Annotated in this window: 19 protein-coding genes; 14 read left to right on the plus strand and 5 right to left on the minus strand. The window is 70.3% G+C overall.

The window, feature by feature from the left end; all coding sequences use genetic code 11:
• Position 1: 1 nt before the first annotated feature.
• Entirely contained in the window at positions 2-1,108 is a 1,107-nt protein-coding gene (locus tag OG289_RS28940) for a DUF5937 family protein (RefSeq protein ID WP_327316974.1), read from the minus strand.
• 170 nt (positions 1,109-1,278) lie between these two features.
• Here OG289_RS28940 and OG289_RS28945 point away from each other — a divergent pair, with 170 nt between their 5' ends.
• Positions 1,279-1,494 (plus strand): hypothetical protein, encoded by a 216-nt coding sequence (locus tag OG289_RS28945; RefSeq protein WP_327316975.1) that lies wholly within the window; start codon positions 1,279-1,281, stop codon positions 1,492-1,494.
• Here the strand turns inward: OG289_RS28945 and OG289_RS28950 are convergent.
• On the minus strand, positions 1,484-2,680 hold the full coding sequence (locus OG289_RS28950) for a threonine aldolase family protein (protein WP_327316977.1): 1,197 nt from the start codon (positions 2,678-2,680) through the stop codon (positions 1,484-1,486). The genes OG289_RS28945 and OG289_RS28950 overlap by 11 nt on opposite strands.
• Before the next feature lie 242 nt (positions 2,681-2,922).
• On the opposite strand from OG289_RS28950, the gene OG289_RS28955 reads away from it, so the two are divergent.
• The 10 genes from OG289_RS28955 to OG289_RS29000 all read left to right on the plus strand — a co-directional run bounded on the left by OG289_RS28955 (position 2,923) and on the right by OG289_RS29000 (position 11,208).
• Positions 2,923-3,888, plus strand: coding sequence for a Rossmann-like and DUF2520 domain-containing protein (locus tag OG289_RS28955; protein WP_327316978.1), 966 nt, complete (start codon positions 2,923-2,925; stop codon positions 3,886-3,888).
• Entirely contained in the window at positions 3,885-4,877 is a 993-nt protein-coding gene (panC, locus tag OG289_RS28960) for a pantoate--beta-alanine ligase (protein WP_327316979.1), read from the plus strand. The genes OG289_RS28955 and panC overlap by 4 nt, the downstream gene beginning before the upstream one ends.
• Complete coding sequence (locus OG289_RS28965) at positions 4,874-6,604, plus strand: L-aspartate oxidase (protein WP_327316980.1); 1,731 nt, start codon at positions 4,874-4,876, stop codon at positions 6,602-6,604. Before panC ends, OG289_RS28965 begins: the two co-directional genes overlap by 4 nt.
• Before the next feature lie 5 nt (positions 6,605-6,609).
• Positions 6,610-7,596 (plus strand): carboxylating nicotinate-nucleotide diphosphorylase, encoded by a 987-nt coding sequence (nadC, locus tag OG289_RS28970; RefSeq protein ID WP_327316981.1) that lies wholly within the window; start codon positions 6,610-6,612, stop codon positions 7,594-7,596.
• Between the two features lie 15 nt (positions 7,597-7,611).
• Complete coding sequence (locus OG289_RS28975; RefSeq protein WP_327316982.1) at positions 7,612-8,409, plus strand: type III pantothenate kinase; 798 nt, start codon at positions 7,612-7,614, stop codon at positions 8,407-8,409.
• Positions 8,410-8,544: 135 nt separating this feature from the next.
• Entirely contained in the window at positions 8,545-9,237 is a 693-nt protein-coding gene (locus OG289_RS28980; protein ID WP_327320832.1) for a hypothetical protein, read from the plus strand.
• Between the two features lie 65 nt (positions 9,238-9,302).
• Positions 9,303-9,482: a hypothetical protein gene (locus OG289_RS28985; RefSeq protein WP_327316984.1), complete on the plus strand. Its 180-nt coding sequence runs from the start codon at positions 9,303-9,305 to the stop codon at positions 9,480-9,482.
• A gap of 172 nt (positions 9,483-9,654) precedes the next feature.
• Positions 9,655-10,089: a BlaI/MecI/CopY family transcriptional regulator gene (locus OG289_RS28990; protein ID WP_442819104.1), complete on the plus strand. Its 435-nt coding sequence runs from the start codon at positions 9,655-9,657 to the stop codon at positions 10,087-10,089.
• Between the two features lie 10 nt (positions 10,090-10,099).
• Positions 10,100-10,648, plus strand: coding sequence for an amino-acid N-acetyltransferase (locus tag OG289_RS28995; protein WP_327316986.1), 549 nt, complete (start codon positions 10,100-10,102; stop codon positions 10,646-10,648).
• A 224-nt stretch (positions 10,649-10,872) separates the two neighbouring features.
• Positions 10,873-11,208 carry a histone-like nucleoid-structuring protein Lsr2 gene (locus OG289_RS29000; protein WP_015658762.1) on the plus strand — a complete coding sequence of 112 codons (336 nt, stop codon included), beginning with the start codon at positions 10,873-10,875 and terminating at the stop codon, positions 11,206-11,208.
• Here OG289_RS29000 and OG289_RS29005 read toward each other — a convergent pair.
• On the minus strand, positions 11,187-11,873 hold the full coding sequence (locus OG289_RS29005) for an SCO3374 family protein (protein ID WP_327316987.1): 687 nt from the start codon (positions 11,871-11,873) through the stop codon (positions 11,187-11,189). The two genes, OG289_RS29000 and OG289_RS29005, sit on opposite strands and share 22 nt — an antisense overlap.
• 430 nt (positions 11,874-12,303) lie before the next feature.
• Between OG289_RS29005 and OG289_RS29010 the strand changes: the two genes are divergently transcribed.
• Positions 12,304-14,832: an ATP-dependent Clp protease ATP-binding subunit gene (locus OG289_RS29010; protein WP_020132474.1), complete on the plus strand. Its 2,529-nt coding sequence runs from the start codon at positions 12,304-12,306 to the stop codon at positions 14,830-14,832.
• An 88-nt stretch (positions 14,833-14,920) separates the two neighbouring features.
• On the opposite strand, the gene OG289_RS29015 is transcribed toward OG289_RS29010, so the two are convergent.
• On the minus strand, positions 14,921-15,562 hold the full coding sequence (locus OG289_RS29015; protein WP_327316988.1) for an HAD family acid phosphatase: 642 nt from the start codon (positions 15,560-15,562) through the stop codon (positions 14,921-14,923).
• Between the two features lie 517 nt (positions 15,563-16,079).
• On the opposite strand from OG289_RS29015, the gene OG289_RS29020 reads away from it, so the two are divergent.
• Complete coding sequence (locus tag OG289_RS29020; protein WP_327316989.1) at positions 16,080-16,676, plus strand: M23 family metallopeptidase; 597 nt, start codon at positions 16,080-16,082, stop codon at positions 16,674-16,676.
• A gap of 11 nt (positions 16,677-16,687) precedes the next feature.
• On the opposite strand, the gene OG289_RS29025 is transcribed toward OG289_RS29020, so the two are convergent.
• Positions 16,688-17,275, minus strand: coding sequence for a TetR/AcrR family transcriptional regulator (locus OG289_RS29025; RefSeq protein WP_327316990.1), 588 nt, complete (start codon positions 17,273-17,275; stop codon positions 16,688-16,690).
• 168 nt (positions 17,276-17,443) lie between these two features.
• Between OG289_RS29025 and OG289_RS29030 the strand changes: the two genes are divergently transcribed.
• Entirely contained in the window at positions 17,444-19,027 is a 1,584-nt protein-coding gene (locus OG289_RS29030; RefSeq protein WP_327316991.1) for an MDR family MFS transporter, read from the plus strand.
• Positions 19,028-19,125: the final 98 nt, after the last annotated feature.

Raw genomic sequence — 19,125 nt, forward strand, 5'->3', positions numbered from 1 at the left:
GCTAGCGGAGTATCCCTTCCAGGAAGTCGCTGCCCAGCCGGGCCACCACGGTCACGTCGAGCTGGTGCAGCACGTACCGGCCGCGTCGGCGTGTGGTGAGCAGGCCCGCCTTCTTCAGGACGCCGAGGTGCCGGGATATCTCGGGGGCCGTCATGCCGTGGACCTGGGCCAGCTCGGTCGTGGTGTACGCGCTGCGGGCCAGTTGGCGGCAGATCCGCATCCGGACGGGGTGGGACAGCGCGGTCAGCCGTAACGTCAGCTGCTCGACAGACGGCGGTGACGCCAGCTCCGGCGAGCCGACCGGGTAGTGGATCACCGGCTGCCAGCCGTACCGGTGCAGCACCGCCAGGTGCGGCCAGCCGAGACTCGTCGGTACGAGCAGCAGGCCGCCGTCGCCTGTGGTGCAGCGGCCGTCGACCAGCTTGTCGACGATGATCCGCGCGGTGGGCTCGTCCAGTGTCACGGCGGGGGACACCGCGGTGAGCGCTTCCGCAAGGCCCTTGCGGCGCAGCAGGTCCGTCTTGTGGCGGGCGTCCGCAGCGAGAGGATGGCGCACCCGGGCCCAGACGTCGGCGAAGAACGCCTCGTCGCAGTCCTCCAGGAACTCCCTCAGCCAGGCACGCACGCGTGGCGGGTCGTCGAGCACCCGTCGGGTGAACCGCACCTGGCGCGGTCCGCGCGAGGCGGCCAGTTCGAAGGTGCGGCGGTGCAGTGCGGGGTCGGAGAGGACACCGGGGCTCGGCAGGTCGTAGCCGGGCGCGCAGGTGAACTCCAGGGCCAGGTCCACGAACTCCTCGTCCGTCAGCTTGTCCAGGAGGTCGAGCTCCTCGGCGAGCGTGGCCCCGGGGAGCGTGGTTCGGCCCGGGATGCCCGCGTACGGCAGGAAGAGGTCCGAGAACGTCGTCCGCCACAGGAAGTCGGCCTCGCACATCCGGTCGGCCAGACGCGGGTCGAGACGTGCGGTGACGCCGGTGACCCAGCCCTGCAGGCCCGGATGGTGCGCCGGCTCGGACAGCGCGTGCAGCGCCATGCCGAGCTCGGCCAGGGGCGAGGGGACGACGGCGATCCTCTCCGGCCGCAGCCCCGCGATGTCGATGCGCACGCTCATGCCCTCATGGTGCACCCGGCCACTGACAACGCGGTTCCCGATTGACGGCCGCCGTCAATCGACGCGACGCGGGGCACGGACCGGGCGCAGCCTGAGGAAGCCGGGGCCGCCGCGGGGCCTTCCGGATTCCCGTTCCCATGTCCCGACCACGTCCCGAAGAGGCATCGGCCATGAGCATCACGCAGCAGTACGCCCTCGACGCCTACCGCGCCCGGCAGCACGGCGAGCCCCCCGTTCCGGCGCCCGGCGCCCACGACTGGCAGATGATGCGCGAACTGCGCGACTACCAGCAGTTCCGCGCGGTCATCGCGGACCGTCCCGCCCGCGGGCGGCTGCGGCGCGCCCTGGCCCGCCGACTGCACCTGCGTCCGCGCCCTACTCGCTGACCCCCTCGGTCCCCCGCGCCACCCGGACCACCCGGGCCACGAAGTCCGCGGTCGCCGCCTTCACGTCGTGCGCCGTCCAGGTGAGGCCGGCGGCCCGGACGGTGACCTCGGTGAGGGACAGCCCCGGTCCGCCGCGGTCCCAGGCGCCGGCGAAGAGCATCGTCTTCGTCTCCTCGGCCTGGAGCGCCGCCGCTTCGGCGAGCACGTCCGCCTCGTACGGCAGCCAGACCTGGAACTCGTGGGTGTGCGGCACCTCGGGGTGCACGCGCGCCCACGGCACGCCCGCCTCGGCGAAGCCCTCGCGCAGCGCGGCGGCCACCACGCGCGCGTGGGCCACGTATTCCGGCAGCCGGGGCAGTTCCCGCTCCAGGCCGATGAGGGCCGACAGGGCGGTGGGGAACTGCTGGAACACCATTCCGCCGTAGCGGTGCCGCCAGGTCTTCGCCTCCTCCACCAGCGTCTTCGGGCCGGCGAGCGCGGCGCCGCCGAAACCGTCCAGTGACTTGTAGAACGACACGTAGACGCTGTCGGCCAGGTCCGCTATCTCCCGCAGGGGGCGGCCGAAGTGCAGGGTCGTCTCCCACAGACGCGCGCCGTCGAAGTGCACCACCGCGTCGCGCTCGCGCGCCGCCTGAACGACCTCGGTCAACTCCTCCCAGGAGGGCAGCACGAAACCGGCGTCCCTGAGGGGCAGTTCCAGCATCAGCGCACCGAAGGGCTCCTCGAAGGCGCGGACCTCCTCGGCCGTGGGCAGCCGGGGCTCGCGCGTCACGCGGACGGTGCGCAGCTCGCTGACAGCGGCGAACGCCCCCCGCTCCCATACCTCGGGATGGCTCAGCGCGTGCAACGCGACCGTGGGGTTGCCGGTGCGTCCCGCCCAGCAGCGCAGGGCGACCTGCTGGGCCATCGTGCCGGTCGGGAAGAACGCCGCGGCCTCCGTCCCCAGCAGCCCGACGACCCGCTCCTCCAGGGCCTCCACGACCCCGTCGCCGTAGATGTCCGCGGGTTCGTCCAGGTCATAGACCTGGGGGGCGGCCTCGTGCAGCAGCGCGAGCCGGTCCCGCAGCGTGCTCCGGAAGCCGCCGCGCGACAGGACGCGTTCCGCCTCCCGGTAGGCGACCGCCCGCCGCTCCCGCAGGCGCTGCCGTGCCGCCTTCTCCTCGTCGTGCTCCGCCGTGAATGCCATGCCCCGGATCATGCCGTGCGGCGGCTCGCGCGGGCACGCGGATTCACAGGCCCCCGGCCCGCACCGGGACACTGCCGGGGACACGGGTGGGACACGGGTGGGGAACGGGTGGGGAGCGGGTGAGGCGCGGGTGGGAAAGCCCACAGCCTGTGGACAACCGGACACCCCTCGAACCAATCGCGTTAACATGACGAGAAATCGTCCGGTACCCGGAGCGGACTGGAACGGAAGGCCCTCGTCGCGTGAGTACAGCCCAACAGCCAGACCCCAGGGACCGCCCCGCGCGGCTCGCCGTGGGCGTCGTCGGCGCGGGCCGGGTGGGTCCCGCCCTGGCCGCGTCCCTCCAGCTCGCCGGGCACCGCCCAGTCGCCGTCTCCGGCGTCTCCGACGCCTCCAGGCGCCGCGCCGCGCTCCTGCTGCCCGACGTGCCGCTCGTGCCGCCCGCCGAGGTCCTCCAGCGCTCCGACCTGGTGCTGCTGACCGTCCCCGACGACACCCTGCCCGGGCTCGTGGAGGGCCTCGCCGAGACCGGCGCCGTACGGCCGGGCCAGCTGCTCGTGCACACCTCCGGGCGGTACGGCGCGAAGATCCTCGACCCCGCCCTGCACGCGGGCGCGCTGCCGCTGGCCCTGCACCCGGCGATGACGTTCACCGGCACGCCCGTGGACGTCCAGCGGCTGGCCGGCTGCTCCTTCGGCGTCACCGCGCCCGACGAGCTGCGGCTGGCCGCGGAGGCCCTCGTGATCGAGATGGGCGGCGAGCCGGAGTGGATCGCCGAGGAGCGCCGGCCGCTCTACCACGCGGCCCTCGCCCTGGGCGCCAACCACCTGGTCACGCTGGTCGCCCAGTCCATGGAGCTGCTGCGCGCGGCCGGTGTCGACGCTCCCGACCGGATGCTCGGCCCGCTGCTCGGCGCCGCCCTCGACAACGCGCTGCGCTCCGGCGACGGGGCGCTCACCGGCCCCGTCGCGCGCGGGGACGCGGGCACGGTCGCCGCGCACGTCGCGGAGCTGCGCGAGCACGCCCCGCAGACCGTCGCCGGCTACCTGGCGATGGCCCGCGCGACCGCCGACCGCGCACTCGCCAGGGGGCTCCTCAAGCCCGAACTCGCCGAGGACCTCCTCGGCGTACTCGCCGACGGTGCTCCCGGCACTCCCGGCGCCCCTGGTACTCCCGGCACGCACGGCACCGAAGGAGATGCCGGATGACCACCATCCTGCTGCGCACCGCCGGCGAACTGCACGCACGCACGCGTGGCGGCCGCCGGGCCGTCGTGATGACCATGGGCGCCCTGCACGAGGGCCACGCCTCCCTCGTCCGCACCGCCCGCGACCTCGCCGGGCCGGACGGCGAGGTCGTCGTCACGGTCTTCGTCAACCCGCTGCAGTTCGGCGCGGGCGAGGACCTCGAGCGCTACCCGCGCACCCTGGATGCCGACGTCAGGATCGCCGAGCAGGCGGGGGCGGACGTCGTGTTCGCCCCTGCCGTGGACGAGGTCTACCCGGGCGGCGAGCCCCAGGTCCGCATCACCGCGGGCCCCATGGGGGAGCGCCTGGAGGGCAGCTCCCGCCCCGGGCACTTCGACGGCATGCTCACCGTCGTCGCCAAACTGCTGCACCTCACCCGGCCCGACACGGCGCTGTTCGGGCAGAAGGACGCCCAGCAGCTCGCCCTGATCCGCCGCATGGTGCGGGACCTGAACTTCGGCGTGGAGATCGTCGCCGTGCCGACCGTGCGTGAGGACGACGGGCTGGCCCTGTCCAGCCGCAACCGCTATCTGTCCGCCAAGGAGCGGCACACCGCGCTCGCGCTCTCCCAGGCACTGTTCGCGGGCGGCGACCGGCATGCCGCGCAGGAGGCGCTGCGGGCACGCGCGCGTGAGGTACCCGCCACGCACGCGCGTGCCGAGGCGCTCAGCGCCATAGGGGAGTCCCGCGCGGCCGCCGACGCGCACGCCGTCGCCAAGGCCTCGCCCGGCAACCCCGCGGCCGTCCGGGCGGCCGCCCGCATGGTCCTCGACGAGGCCGCCCGGCTCGACCCGCCGCTGGAACTGGACTACCTCGCGCTCGTCGACCCGTCCGACTTCACGGAGATCAAGGACGACTTCACCGGCGAGGCCGTCCTCGCCGTCGCCGCCCGGGTCGGCACGACCCGGCTGATCGACAACCTCCCCCTCACCTTCGGAGCCGCCTCGTGACCAGCACAGGCATACGACTGCACGCGCCCGCGCCCGGGTGGAACATCGCCGCGGACGTGGTGGTCGTCGGCTCCGGCGTCGCCGGCCTGACCGCGGCCCTGCGCTGTGAGGCGGCCGGTCTGACGACGGTCGTCGTCACCAAGGCCCGCCTCGACGACGGCTCCACCCGCTGGGCGCAGGGCGGCATAGCGGCGGCCCTGGGCGAGGGCGACACGCCCGAACAGCATCTGGACGACACGCTGGTGGCAGGCGCGGGCCTGTGCGACGAGGACGCCGTACGGATCCTCGTCACCGAGGGTCCCGACGCCGTGCGGCGGCTGATCGAGACCGGCGCCCACTTCGACGAGTCCGAGGAAGGCGGCCTGGAGCTCACCCGCGAGGGCGGCCACCACCGTCGCCGTATCGCGCACGCGGGCGGTGACGCGACCGGCGCGGAGATCTCCCGCGCGCTCGTCGAGGCGGTACGCGCGCGTGGCCTGCGCACGATCGAGAACGCGCTGGTCCTGGACCTGCTCACGGACGCCGACGGCCGCACCGCCGGCGTCACGCTGCACGTCATGGGCGAGGGCCAGCACGACGGCGTGGGCGCCGTGTACGCCCCCGCGGTCGTGCTGGCGACCGGCGGCATGGGCCAGGTGTTCTCCGCCACCACCAACCCGTCGGTGTCCACCGGCGACGGCGTGGCGCTCGCCCTGCGCGCGGGCGCGGAGGTCTCCGACCTGGAGTTCGTGCAGTTCCACCCGACCGTGCTGTTCCTCGGCGCCGACGCGGAGGGCCAGCAGCCCCTCGTCTCCGAGGCCGTGCGCGGCGAGGGCGCCCACCTGGTCGACGCCGCCGGGGTGCGCTTCATGGTCGGGCAGCACGAGCTGGCCGAGCTCGCGCCCCGGGACATCGTCGCCAAGGGCATCATGCGGCGCATGCAGGAGCAGGACGCCGAACACATGTTCCTCGACGCCCGGCACTTCGGCGCCGACATGTGGGAGCACCGATTCCCGACGATCCTCGCGGCCTGCCGCTCGCACGGCATCGACCCGGTCACCGAGCCCGTCCCGGTGGCTCCGGCCGCCCACTACGCCTCCGGAGGCGTGCGCACCGACTCCCACGGCCGTACGACCGTGCCGGGCCTGTACGCGTGCGGGGAGGTCGCCTGCACGGGCGTGCACGGCGCGAACCGGCTCGCGTCGAACTCCCTGCTGGAGGGCCTCGTCTACGCCGAGCGCATCGTTGCCGACATCGCCGCGAGCCGGGCGGACGACGGCCTCCACGCGCGCGTGCCCGCGCCGGTCGAGCATCCCGAGAAGCCGGCGCACCCGCTGCTGGCCCCCGAGGCCCGGTTCGCCATCCAGCGGATCATGACCGACGGCGCGGGCGTCCTGCGCTCCGCCGAGTCCCTGGAGAAGGCCGCCGACCACCTCCAGCGGCTGCACACCGCGGCCCGCGACTCCCTCGACGAGAACGGCAAGACGGCCGAGCCCGGCGTCGACACCTGGGAGGCCACCAACCTCCTGTGCGTCGCGCGCGTCCTGGTCGCCGCCGCCCGGCAGCGCGAGGAAACCCGCGGCTGCCACTGGCGCGAGGACCACGCCGACCGCGACGACGCGAACTGGCGCCGTCACATCGTCGTACGGCTGAATCCGGACCGCACGCTCGCCGTACACACCACCGATACCGCAGACTTCCCACCGACCCGGCAGCACCAGCCGGAGCACCGTCCCCAGGAGCAGTGACAGACGTGAGCACCCCCGACCTTCCCCTCGCCCAGAGCGGCGGCTGCGGCGACGGCTGTGCCTGTGGCGCCGACGCCGAGTTCACCGACGCGGAATACCTGGAGTGCGGGCTCGACCCCGCGCTCGCCCAGCTCCTGGCCGACGCCGGACTCGACCCGGTCGAGGTCGAGGACATCGCCAACGTCGCCATCCAGGAGGACCTGGACCACGGCGTGGATGTGACGACGGTCGCGACCATCCCCGAGGACGCGGTCGCCACCGCCGACTTCACCGCGCGCGAGACGGGCGTGGTCGCGGGTCTCAGGATCGCCGAGGCGGTCGTCTCGGTCGTCTGCACGGACGAGTTCGAGGTCGAACGGCACGTGGAGGACGGCGACCGGGTGGAGGCCGGCCAGAAGCTGCTGTCGGTCACCACGCGCACGCGTGACCTCCTCACTGCCGAGCGCAGCGCGCTCAACCTGCTGTGCCGCCTGTCCGGCATCGCGACCGCCACGCGCGCGTGGGCGGACGTCCTGGACGGCACCAAGGCACGCGTGCGCGACACCCGGAAGACGACGCCGGGCCTGCGCTCCCTGGAGAAGTTCGCCGTCCGCTGCGGCGGCGGCGTCAACCACCGCATGTCGCTGTCCGACGCGGCGCTGGTCAAGGACAACCACGTGGTCGGCGCCGGCGGCGTGGCCCGGGCCTTCGAGGCCGTACGGGAGGCCTTCCCCGACGTACCGATCGAGGTCGAGGTCGACACCCTGCACCAGCTGCGCGAGGTCGTCGACGCCGGAGCGGACCTGATCCTGCTCGACAACTTCACGCCCGGGGAGTGCGCCGAGGCCGTCGGCATCGTCGGCGGCCGCGCCCTGCTGGAGGCGTCGGGCCGGCTGAGCCTGGAGAACGCCAAGGCGTACGCCGACACCGGCGTCGACTTCCTCGCCGTGGGAGCCCTGACGCACTCCTCGCCGATCCTGGACATCGGTCTGGATCTGCGAGCGGCCGAGTAGGAACGGGGAACGGCCATGCTGCTGACGATCGACGTGGGCAACACGCACACCGTGCTCGGCCTGTTCGACGGTGAGGACATCGTCGAGCACTGGCGGATCTCCACCGACTCCCGCCGTACCGCGGACGAACTGGCCGTGCTCCTGCAGGGCCTGATGGGCATGCACCCGCTCCTCGGGGACGAGCTGGGCGACGGCATCGACGGGATCGCGATCTGCGCCACCGTGCCCTCCGTGCTGCACGAGCTGCGCGAGGTGACGCGGCGCTACTACGGCGACGTCCCCGCGGTGCTCGTCGAACCCGGCGTGAAGACGGGCGTCCCGATCCTGTTCGACAACCCCAAGGAGGTCGGCGCCGACCGCATCATCAACGCGGTCGCGGCGAACGAGCTCTACGGCGGCCCGGCGATCGTCGTCGACTTCGGAACGGCGACGACGTTCGACGCGGTCTCCGCGCGTGGGGAGTACGTCGGCGGGGTCATCGCCCCCGGCATCGAGATCTCCGTCGAGGCCCTGGGCGTCAAAGCGGCACAGCTGCGCAAGATCGAGCTGGCCCGGCCCCGGAGCGTGATCGGCAAGAACACGGTCGAGGCGATGCAGTCCGGGATCGTCTACGGGTTCGCCGGCCAGGTCGACGGAGTCGTGACCCGGATGGCGCGTGAGCTGGCGGACGACCCGGACGACGTGACGGTGATCGCCACGGGCGGGCTGGCGCCGACGGTGCTCGGCGAGTCCTCGGTGATCGACGAGCACGAGCCGTGGCTGACACTGATCGGGCTGCGCCTGGTGTACGAGCGGAACGTGTCACGTATGTGAGTGGTGGCCCGACCGCGCCGACACAGGGGGCCACCAGGGCGGATTCGGGCGCGCCGCATCCGCCTTTTATGTCGAGTTTGTCTGATTAGCGCGTATCGTCGCGGCATGCCCACGCCCTATGGATCCCGCGGCGGCATGGCGTTCGGCGCGGAGGAGCTGCGTGTGCTCCGCCGCGCCCTCGCCCTCGCCCTCCACCCCGGCCCCGCCTCCGACGAGGACGTCCAGGACTGCCATCGCCTCGCCGAGTCCCTCGACGAGGCGATGCGCGAGGCCGCCCGGCTGCGGGCCTTCCTGGTGGCCGACCTCGCCCGGTACCGCGACGCCCTCCCCGGCACCGCCGCCGGCTACCTCACGCTCTTGGAAGAGGTCCTGGCCACCGGCTACCGGCCCGGCCCCGACGACCTGGCCGCGCTGCGCGCCCTGCGCGGCAACCCGACGGGCGCCGTTCTCCTGGACCGCTGTCAGACGCTCGCCGAACAGGACGTACGCGTCCGCCTGGCCTGCCGTACGGCCCGCAGGCCGTCTCCGCTCGCTCCGAACGTCCCGGCGTCCCGGACCCGCCTTCTGGCCCTTCCTGGGGGCCTCTCCGGCGACGGCTGCGCCCGCCTCTCCGCCGTCGCCGAGGACGCGGGGGAGCGTCCGGGCGAGGAGCCGAGGAAGAAACCCGCCGAGAAGCCGCCCGCTCCCGGCCCCGGTCCCGGCCCCGCCAAGCCCTCCGCCCCGGAGCCCGCCCGCCGGCCCATTCCCACACCGGGCGAGGTCTTCCCGCGCCGCAAGCCGACCCCGCCGCCCGCCGCCCACGACCGGCAGCGGCTGGCCGCCGGCTGACGCGGGCGCGGCCGGCCCGCCGACCCCGCCACGATGTCCCGTTCCTCCCTGGCTACCCTGGATCCATGGACTACGTCTCCGCGCTCGTGCCCCCCGTCGTCATGGCCGTGTTCTTCATCGGTGTGATCAGGGTGATCGTGAAGACCCAGGGCGGGGCCAACAAGGCCAAGGAGGACGCGGTCGTCGACGCCGCCCTCGCGCGCGCGGAAGGCACCCGTCAGCCCTCCGCGAGCCCCGACGCCTGACCGGCCCACGACGCTTCCGCGGCCCTCCAGGGCGTGCGGCTCCTTTCGGAGCCGTACGCCCTGTTTGTTCGCGTTTGCCGATGAAAGTGCACGTCCGGCACGCGATTGGCGAGATCTCCCACTATTGTTCTGAGTTGTGCCTCGCCCATTGGGAGAACTCGAAGACGCGGTCATGACGCGGGTGTGGAAGTGGAACCGCCCGGTGACCGTTCGAGAAGTCCTGGAAGACCTTCAGCAGGAACGGTCCATCGCGTACACCACCGTGATGACCGTTTTGGACAATCTCCATCAGAAGGGCTGGGTGCGCCGTGAAGCGGAAGGCCGGGCCTATCGATATGAGGCGGTCTCCACCCGGGCCGCCTACGCCGCCGCCCTGATGAACGAGGCCTGGGCGCAGAGCGACAACCCCGCTGCCGCTCTCGTCGCCTTCTTCGGGATGATGAGCGACGAACAACGACACGCGCTCCGCGACGCCGTACGCATCGTCCAAGGTCCGGAAACTGCCGAACCCGCAACTACGGGGAGCGCCGGGCGTACGGGGAGTACAGGGAGTACGGCGAGTACCGGGGAGAACCCCGCCTCGGCAACGGAGGCCGACGGGCGATAGCGTCCGGCACATGTCAGCAGAGCGTCCCTCCGCCGAGAACCCCGAAGTCACCGCTAAAGCCATCACCGTCCGGCGGGCCCGGACCGGCGATGTCCCCGCCGTACGCCGTCTCCTTGACGCCTACGTCCGTGGCCGCATCCTGCTCGACAAAGCGACGGTGACGCTTTACGAGGACATCCAGGAGTTCTGGGTCGCCGAACGCGACGACAACGCCGAGGTGGTCGGCTGCGGAGCCCTGCACGTCATGTGGGAAGACCTGGCGGAAGTCCGCACTCTCGCGGTGAAGCCCGGACTGAAGGGCGCCGGCGTCGGACACCAGTTGTTGGAGAAGTTGCTCCACACCGCGCGCTGGCTCGGCGTTCGCCGCGTTTTCTGCCTGACCTTCGAAGTCGACTTCTTCGGCAAGCACGGCTTCGTGGAGATCGGTGAGACGCCGGTCGACACCGATGTCTACGCGGAGCTGTTGCGTTCCTATGACGAGGGCGTAGCGGAGTTCCTCGGACTCGAACGAGTGAAACCGAACACCTTGGGCAACAGCCGGATGCTTCTGCATCTGTGATCGTGGCCGTTCATTCCGCCCGACCCGCCTTGCCTCGGTTCCCTATGTCCGAAACGCGCACGTTTCCGGACCGCGGCGGGCTGCCGGTCTCTGCCGGGGGTTTGTGTTTTCCCAGCAAAAGCGGTTTGCTTTCCGACGTACTGCAGTACTGCATATAACAGGGCGCGGCTAAACGGCGGACGCCGCGGACCCCGACCCTCACGTTTTCGATGAAAGGAAATCCGGTGGCACAGAAGGTTCAGGTCCTTCTTGTCGACGACCTCGACGGCGGCGAGGCGGACGAGACCGTGACGTTCGCGCTGGACGGCAAGACGTACGAGATCGATCTCACGACTACCAATGCGGACAAGCTGCGTGGACTTCTCGAGCCCTACGTGAAGGGCGGCCGTCGTACCGGTGGCCGTGCTTCGGGCGGGCGTGGAAAGGCGCGCGCGGCTTCCGGCGGCAGCCAGGACACCGCTCAGATCCGCGCGTGGGCGAAGGAGAACGGTTACGAGGTCAATGACCGTGGCCGTGTTCCCGCGTCCATTCGCGAGGCTTACGAGAAGGCCAACGGCTGAGCGCTCGCGCGCCGCAGCCGGACACGGTGACAATGCGTCGCCAGCGTGTCCACCAGCCGTACGAGATCGGGGGCGCCCCCAACGCCCCCCATGGCCGACATCGTCGGCAGCGAGGCCTCGACCTCGCACCCTGCCACGGGGGGCCGCAGCCACACGGCGGCCCCCTGCACTGGTCCGGCGCCGCCCAAGCCCGGAACACGGCCCCGCGCACGCCCCGGATCGCGGCCCGGGTTGCGGCTCGCATCCCCGCCCGGGTTCCCGTCGGGAGGCAGGGGCGCCTCGATGAGCCCGCCCGCGCCGATCGCCGTCAGATCCAGTGGCAGCGTGCCCCACTCCAGCCACTGCAGGATCCCCGGCAGCTCCTCCGCGCCGCCCGCTGCCACCAGCAGCCGCAGCCGGTCACCCCGTGCGGCCACCGGCGAGCCCGGCGCCAGGCGCCGCAGCGCCGCGAGGCCTGCCTCGGCCGGCACGTCCAGGACGTCGAAGCGCTCGCCCACCGAAAGTCGAACCGGCTCCCCGGGCACGGTCGCCCAGCCCAGTTCGTTCTCGTACCAGCCGCGGATCCGGTCGGCCGGATCATCCGGGTCGAACGGCTGTCGGGGGAGGGGAATCGTGAGGATCGCAGAGGCGGCCGAGCAGGCAGCCGGGGGGACTGAGCCAACCATGCCAAGTGCAACCGTCGAAAAGGCCCGCGAGTTACGCTGGGTGTTCCCGTGGATTCGCTGCGTGTCGACAAAGGGGGCGGGTGGGTGTGTCGGGAGGCGCAAGGTTGTTCGCCCGTAGCGGAGGGAACCGGTGCGCACGGCATGGAGTGTCAGTCCCAGCGGGTAAGACATCCCTAGTGGGAGGGGGCGACACGCAGGAAAGGCCGTCTCACGTTCGCCATCGGCGTACTGGCGACTGGGGTAACTGCCTGGCCTGCGGGAACATCGTCTCGCACCATCGGGTTGGAGCAGATGTCGGCGTTCGGGGTCAGGAGGCCATCGACGGTGTCGGCAGTTGGAATGAGCGGTCCCCGCTTGCGGGACTAAGCTGCGGAAGGACAGGGAGGGGAAGTTCCCCCCACTGCCTGACCGCTCTGAGGAGCGATTAACGATGTTCGAGAGGTTCACCGACCGCGCGCGGCGGGTTGTCGTCCTGGCTCAGGAAGAAGCCCGGATGCTCAACCACAACTACATCGGCACCGAGCACATCCTCCTGGGCCTGATCCACGAGGGTGAGGGTGTCGCCGCCAAGGCCCTTGAGAGCCTCGGGATTTCGCTCGAGGCGGTCCGCCAGCAGGTGGAGGAGATCATCGGCCAGGGCCAGCAGGCCCCGTCCGGGCACATCCCCTTCACCCCCCGTGCCAAGAAGGTCCTGGAGCTGTCGCTCCGCGAGGCCCTTCAGCTGGGCCACAACTACATCGGCACGGAGCACATCCTGCTCGGCCTGATCCGCGAGGGTGAGGGCGTCGCCGCCCAGGTCCTCGTCAAGCTGGGCGCAGATCTCAACCGGGTGCGGCAGCAGGTCATCCAGCTGCTCTCCGGTTACCAGGGCAAGGAGACCGCCGGCGCCAGTGGTGGCCCTGCCGAGGGCACGCCCTCGACGTCCCTGGTCCTCGACCAGTTCGGCCGGAACCTCACCCAGGCCGCTCGTGAGTCCAAGCTCGACCCGGTCATCGGGCGCGAGAAGGAGATCGAGCGGGTCATGCAGGTGCTGTCCCGCCGTACCAAGAACAACCCGGTCCTGATCGGTGAGCCCGGCGTCGGCAAGACCGCCGTCGTCGAGGGCCTCGCCCAGGCCATCGTCAAGGGCGAGGTGCCCGAGACCCTCAAGGACAAGCACCTCTACACCCTGGACCTCGGCGCGCTGGTCGCCGGTTCCCGCTACCGCGGTGACTTCGAGGAGCGCCTGAAGAAGGTGCTCAAGGAGATCCGCACCCGCGGCGACATCATCCTGTTCATCGACGAGCTGCACACGCTGGTCGGTGCGGGTGCCGCCGAGGGCGCCATCGACGCCGCTTCGATCCTGAAGCCGATGCTGGCCCGCGGTGAGCTGCAGACCATCGGTGCGACGACGCTGGACGAGTACCGCAAGCACCTGGAGAAGGACGCGGCCCTCGAGCGCCGCTTCCAGCCCATCCAGGTCGCCGAGCCGTCCCTGCCGCACACGATCGAGATCCTCAAGGGTCTGCGTGACCGGTACGAGGCGCACCACCGCGTCTCCATCACCGACGAGGCGCTGGTCCAGGCCGCCACCCTGGCCGACCGGTACATCTCGGACCGCTTCCTGCCGGACAAGGCGATCGACCTGATCGACGAGGCCGGTTCCCGGATGCGTATCCGCCGGATGACCGCGCCGCCGGACCTGCGCGAGTTCGACGAGAAGATCGCCGGCGTCCGCCGCGACAAGGAGTCCGCGATCGACTCGCAGGACTTCGAGAAGGCCGCCTCCCTGCGCGACAAGGAGAAGCAGCTCCTGGCCGCCAAGGCCAAGCGCGAGAAGGAGTGGAAGGCCGGCGACATGGACGTCGTCGCCGAGGTCGACGGCGAACTGATCGCCGAGGTCCTCGCCACGGCCACCGGCATCCCGGTCTTCAAGCTGACCGAGGAGGAGTCCTCGCGTCTGCTGCGCATGGAGGACGAGCTCCACAAGCGGGTCATCGGCCAGGTCGACGCCGTCAAGGCGCTGTCGAAGGCGATCCGTCGTACGCGCGCGGGCCTCAAGGACCCGAAGCGTCCGGGTGGTTCGTTCATCTTCGCGGGCCCGTCCGGTGTCGGTAAGACGGAACTCTCCAAGGCGCTCGCCGAGTTCCTCTTCGGTGACGAGGACGCGCTGATCTCCCTCGACATGTCGGAGTTCAGCGAGAAGCACACGGTGTCGCGTCTCTTCGGTTCGCCCCCCGGATACGTGGGTTACGAAGAGGGCGGTCAGCTGACCGAGAAGGTCCGCCGCAAGCCGTTCTCCGTCGTCCTGTTCGACGAGGTCGAGAAGGCCCACCCGGACATCTTCAACTCGCTGCTGCAGATCCTGGAGGACGGTCGCCTGACCGACTCCCAGGGCCGGGTCGTGGACTTCAAGAACACGGTCATCATCATGACGACCAACCTCGGCACCCGGGACATCTCCAAGGGCTTCAACCTGGGCTTCGCGGCCTCGGGCGACAAGAAGTCCAACTACGAGCGCATGAAGAACAAGGTCTCGGACGAGCTCAAGCAGCACTTCCGCCCCGAGTTCCTCAACCGCGTCGACGACGTGGTCGTCTTCCCGCAGCTGACGCAGGAGGACATCCTGCGGATCGTCGACCTGATGATCGGCAAGGTGGACGAGCGCCTGAAGGACCGGGACATGGGCATCGAGCTCTCCCAGTCCGCCAAGGAGCTGCTGTCCAAGAAGGGTTACGACCCGGTGCTGGGTGCGCGTCCGCTGCGTCGCACCATCCAGCGCGAGATCGAGGACACGCTCTCGGAGAAGATCCTCTTCGGCGAGCTGCGCCCCGGTCACATCGTGGTCGTGGACACGGAGGGCGAGGGTGAGACCAAGACCTTCACCTTCCGCGGCGAGGAGAAGTCGGCGCTGCCCGACGTCCCGCCGATCGAGCAGGCGGCCGGCGGCGCCGGACCGAACCTGAGCAAGGACGCCTGACCCTCCGGGGGTTGAGCCTTCGGGGTCCGATCTGACATAAGGGGCCGGTGCTGAAAAGCACCGGCCCCTTACGCATGTCCGGGGTGGGTTACGACAGCTGTCCGTCGTAGTCGGGCAGCTTGTACGTCGTCTCGGCGTGGCCGCCCGAGAGGTCGGTGGCGCTGTTGCCGACGTTCGCGATGATCGTGTAGCCCTTGGACTCGATGTCGACGCGCTGGGCGGTCTTGTAGGCGGCGACGTCCTTGAAGAGGTCGAGGAAGCCGCGCACGTAGAGGCCGGAGACCTGGTAGCCGACGTACTTGAGGTTGTAGTCGGTCACGCCGGAGATGATGCCCGGGCGGGCCGTGACGAAGAACAGGGAGACGCCGTGCTCCTGGGCGTACTTGGCGACGTCGAGGACCGGCTTGTTGGCCGGCTGCGGGTAGCTGAAGCCGAAGTCGGTCTCCAGGGTGGTGTTGTCGATGTCGAAGACGATCGCCTGCTTCTCGCCCGGCTTGGCGCCGGCGATGCGCTGCTTCAGCGTCGGCAGGGCCTGGTCCATCACGGCCTGGCAGTCCTGCTGCCAGGTGGCGTAGTCGACGTCCTCCGCGGCGGCCGCGGAGGCGGTGGAGACGGTGGAGGTGCCGGTGGCCGTCGCGGCCTGGGCGCCGGCCGGGACGGCCATCGCCGTGACGGCGGCCGTCGCCACGGCGGTCATGGCTATGCGGCGCGTCCAGGTGCCTCTGGTCATGTGTGGGGTCCTCTCGCGTCCTTGCGCTACCGGTGTCGTGGGCATGGTGATCGCTGGGGGTGGCCTGAGGGGAACCAGCGGGTTACTGGACGGTAGTGGGCGATGAGAGGCTGGTCACAGACCCGCGCGTGCGATCGTGACCGGGGTCACAAGTCGCTTGTGGGGCACGGGAGTAGCCGCCGTCACATTCCGAAGTCCCTTGGGGTGGGGAGCCGGTGACATGCCGCACAGGCGATTCGGGTCCTACTAGGCCAGGTAGTCGCACCCCGAATATGGACAAAAAGGGCATGCGCTCCGGAATCCCGAGTCTCGTTTCGGCCTCCCGTGTGGGCGAGTGTCGAAAGTGTCCGAAAAGGGTGATCTGTCAAGAGGTGGGAAGTTTTGGGGTGAAGTACTAGCTTCCGTCGTAGATCACACGTTTGGGGGTCTGTGGGCCTCGGGGTTACCAAGGGATGGCCACTCCGGCAGAGCTTCGTGCCGGGTGGTTTCTTCTGCCCCCGTCCCCATGAGGTCTTCGATGTTCCAGCGCGTCACGTTCCGTTCTTCCCGTACGTCCCTGCTCCGCACCCGCGTGGCCGTCGGGGCCGCCGTTCTGGGCGCCTCGGTCGTGCTGGGAACCGGAGTGGCGTCCGCCGCCGCGCCTGCCGCCGCGCCTGCCGCCGCGCCCGCCGCCGCCAAGACGGCCGTCTCGGCCGCCTCCTGGATCGACCCGGTGAAGAAGTACACGCTGTCCGCCGGCTTCGCCCAGGCCGGTGCCATGTGGCAGTCCACCCACAGCGGTCAGGACTTCGCCGTGCCGAGCGGCACCAAGGTCATGGCCGCGCACGGCGGCACCGTGGTGAAGGCCGGCGGCAACGGCGCCGGTGACGGCCCGGCCTACGGCAACGCCATCGTGATCAAGCACGCCAACGGCGTCTACTCGCAGTACGCCCACCTCTCGCACATCAACGTGCAGGTCGGTCAGGTCGTCAAGACGGGCCAGAAGATCGCGCTGTCCGGCAACACCGGCAACTCCAGCGGTCCGCACCTGCACTTCGAGATCCGTACGACCGCGAACTACGGGTCGGCGATCAACCCGGTCACCTTCCTGCGGGCCAAGGGCGTGAAGGTCTGACGCTGATGTGATCAGGTGCCCTGGTGCGCCTGCGTCACCAGATCCACGGCGACCTCGAGGACGGCTTTCCGCTTGTCCTCGGGGTCGCCTTCGAGGTCCTGCAGGAAGAACATGCCGGCGTGCAGCGTGAAGATGGCGCTCACGCAGCGGACCTGGTCGGTGAGGGGGGCGTCCGGGTCGATGATGATGTCGCGCAGACCGCGCATGCGGTCCTTGAACGAGTCGCCGATCTGGAGTTCCCGCACGGTCGCCTGGTTCTCCTGCATGAAGCGGAAGAACGGGCTCGCCTCGGAGAGGGCCTGGCTGTAGCGCCGGATGAGCTCCCGCTTGGTCTCCAGGGTGTGCGGCTGGCTCTTGCCCCACTCGATCAGGTCCTCGATCGGCTTCGTCAGATCCCTGAAGATGCTGACGATGATCTCTTCCTTGGTCTTGAAGTGGTAGTACAGGGCTGCCTTGGTGACCTCGAGGCGCTCCGCGATCTCGCGGAGGGAGGTCTTCTCGTAGCCCTGCTCTGCGAAGAGTTCGAGCGCCACGTCCTGGATGCGCTGGCGGGTGTTGCCGCGGCGCTGCTGCTTGGTGCCGTCCATGGTGACGTCCATCCTCGTACTCCTAGAGCTCCCGCGGGAACTTACTTGCCGTCCGGCTAGTTCGAGGCGGGAACTTACTTGACGCCCGGCTAGTGGCAGGTCTACTTTCCCCAGTGTAGTGAACTAGCCGGGCGGCAAGTAAGTAGCCGGTCGGGGGGAGTACCCAGGGGAGTGGGGAAGATGGCGGACACAAAGACAGCGGAGACCGGGGCGGAGAAACCACCCAGGAGCGTACGGGTCGTCCTGCTCGCGCTGATGATCACGATGATGCTCGCGATGCTCGACAACATGATCGTGGGCACGGCGATGCCGACGATCGTCGGCGAACTCGGCGGGCTCGAACACCTTTCCTGGGTGGTGACCGCGTACACCCTCGCGACCGCGGCCTCCACCCCGATCTGGGGCAAGCTCGGCGACATGTTCGGACGCAAGGGCGTCTTCATGTCCTCGATCGTGCTCTTCCTGATCGGTTCCGCGCTCAGCGGCATGGCCCAGAACATGGGCGAACTGATCGGCTTCCGCGCGATCCAGGGCCTTGGCGCGGGCGGTCTGATGGTCGGCGTCATGGCGATCATCGGCGACCTGATCCCGCCGCGGGAGCGCGGCAAGTACCAGGGCATGATGGCCGGCGTCATGGCGCTCGCGATGATCGGCGGCCCGCTCGTCGGTGGCACCATCACCGACAACTGGGGCTGGCGCTGGTCCTTCTACATCAACCTGCCGCTCGGCGCGGTGTCGCTGGCCCTGATCAGCGTCGTTCTGCACCTGCCGAAGAAGCGGGCGAAGGCGGGCATCGACTACCTCGGCGTCGTGCTGCTGACCGTCGGCATCACCTCCATCGTCCTCGTCACCACCTGGGGCGGCACGGAGTACGCCTGGACGTCCGCGCGGATCATGGAGCTCATCGGGATCGGCGTCGCCTCGCTCATCGGGTTCGTGTACTGGCAGACCAGGGCCGCCGAGCCCATCGTGCCGCTGCACATCTTCCGCAGCCGCAACTTCACCCTGATGTCGCTCATCGGCTTCATCACCGGCTTCGTGATGTTCGGCGCGACCCTCTTCCTGCCGCTGTACCAGCAGTCCGTGCAGGGCGCCTCCGCGACCAACTCCGGGCTACTGCTCCTGCCGATGCTCGGCGCCATGCTGGTCACCTCGATGGTGGCCGGCCGGGTGACCACGAACAGCGGCAAGTACAAGATCTTCCCGGTCGTCGGCAGCGTCCTGATGGTCATCGGCCTGTACCTGCTGTCGACGATGGACACCGGGACCAGCCGATTCACCTCCGGTGTGTTCATGGCCGTCGTCGGACTCGGCATGGGCTGCCTGATGCAGATCACGATGCTGGTCGCGCAGAACAGCGTCGAGATGAAGGACATGGGCGTCGCGTCCTCGTCCACCACCCTCTTCCGCACGCTCGGCTCCTCCTTCGGCGTCGCGATCATGGGCGCGCTGTTCAACAACCGGGTCCAGGACGTCATGTCCGAGCGGGCCGGTGCGCTGGGCTCGAAGATCACCGAGCAGTCCGCGCAGCTGGACGCGGCCAGCCTGGCCAAGCTGCCCGTGGCGGCGCGGGAGGCCTATCAGCACGCGGTGTCGGCCGGCACGCACTCGGCGTTCCTGCTGGGAGCCGTGGTGGCGGTGGCCGCGCTGGTGGCGGCGGTGTTCGTGAAGGAGGTTCCGCTCAAGGGAGCGGGGCCGCAGAAGGCGGACGAGGCGACCGACGGTACGGCCGCCGTGCCGCCGACCATGGTCGAGACAGTCTGACCTGCCAGTGACCGAAGGCCTCCGGCGGTGTCCGCCCCGGGGGCCTTCGCCCTTTGCGCCTGAGTCGGCGCCGCTCTCGCGGACGTGGTTGACCGCCC

The organism is Streptomyces sp. NBC_01235 (assembly GCF_035989285.1).
Taxonomy (GTDB): Bacteria; Actinomycetota; Actinomycetes; order Streptomycetales; family Streptomycetaceae; genus Streptomyces.

Coding starts and splice junctions, on each gene's coding strand:
- OG289_RS28940 (WP_327316974.1), bottom strand. CDS start 1,108: ATGAGCGTGCGCATCGACATCGCGGGGCTGCGGCCGGAGAGGATCGCC.
- OG289_RS28945 (WP_327316975.1), top strand. CDS start 1,279: ATGAGCATCACGCAGCAGTACGCCCTCGACGCCTACCGCGCCCGGCAG.
- OG289_RS28950 (WP_327316977.1), bottom strand. CDS start 2,680: ATGGCATTCACGGCGGAGCACGACGAGGAGAAGGCGGCACGGCAGCGC.
- panC (WP_327316979.1), top strand. CDS start 3,885: ATGACCACCATCCTGCTGCGCACCGCCGGCGAACTGCACGCACGCACG.
- OG289_RS28975 (WP_327316982.1), top strand. CDS start 7,612: ATGCTGCTGACGATCGACGTGGGCAACACGCACACCGTGCTCGGCCTG.
- OG289_RS28980 (WP_327320832.1), top strand. CDS start 8,545: ATGGCGTTCGGCGCGGAGGAGCTGCGTGTGCTCCGCCGCGCCCTCGCC.
- OG289_RS28985 (WP_327316984.1), top strand. CDS start 9,303: ATGGACTACGTCTCCGCGCTCGTGCCCCCCGTCGTCATGGCCGTGTTC.
- OG289_RS28990 (WP_442819104.1), top strand. CDS start 9,655: ATGACGCGGGTGTGGAAGTGGAACCGCCCGGTGACCGTTCGAGAAGTC.
- OG289_RS28995 (WP_327316986.1), top strand. CDS start 10,100: ATGTCAGCAGAGCGTCCCTCCGCCGAGAACCCCGAAGTCACCGCTAAA.
- OG289_RS29005 (WP_327316987.1), bottom strand. CDS start 11,873: ATGGTTGGCTCAGTCCCCCCGGCTGCCTGCTCGGCCGCCTCTGCGATC.
- OG289_RS29010 (WP_020132474.1), top strand. CDS start 12,304: ATGTTCGAGAGGTTCACCGACCGCGCGCGGCGGGTTGTCGTCCTGGCT.
- OG289_RS29015 (WP_327316988.1), bottom strand. CDS start 15,562: ATGACCAGAGGCACCTGGACGCGCCGCATAGCCATGACCGCCGTGGCG.
- OG289_RS29020 (WP_327316989.1), top strand. CDS start 16,080: ATGTTCCAGCGCGTCACGTTCCGTTCTTCCCGTACGTCCCTGCTCCGC.
- OG289_RS29025 (WP_327316990.1), bottom strand. CDS start 17,275: ATGGACGTCACCATGGACGGCACCAAGCAGCAGCGCCGCGGCAACACC.
- OG289_RS29030 (WP_327316991.1), top strand. CDS start 17,444: ATGGCGGACACAAAGACAGCGGAGACCGGGGCGGAGAAACCACCCAGG.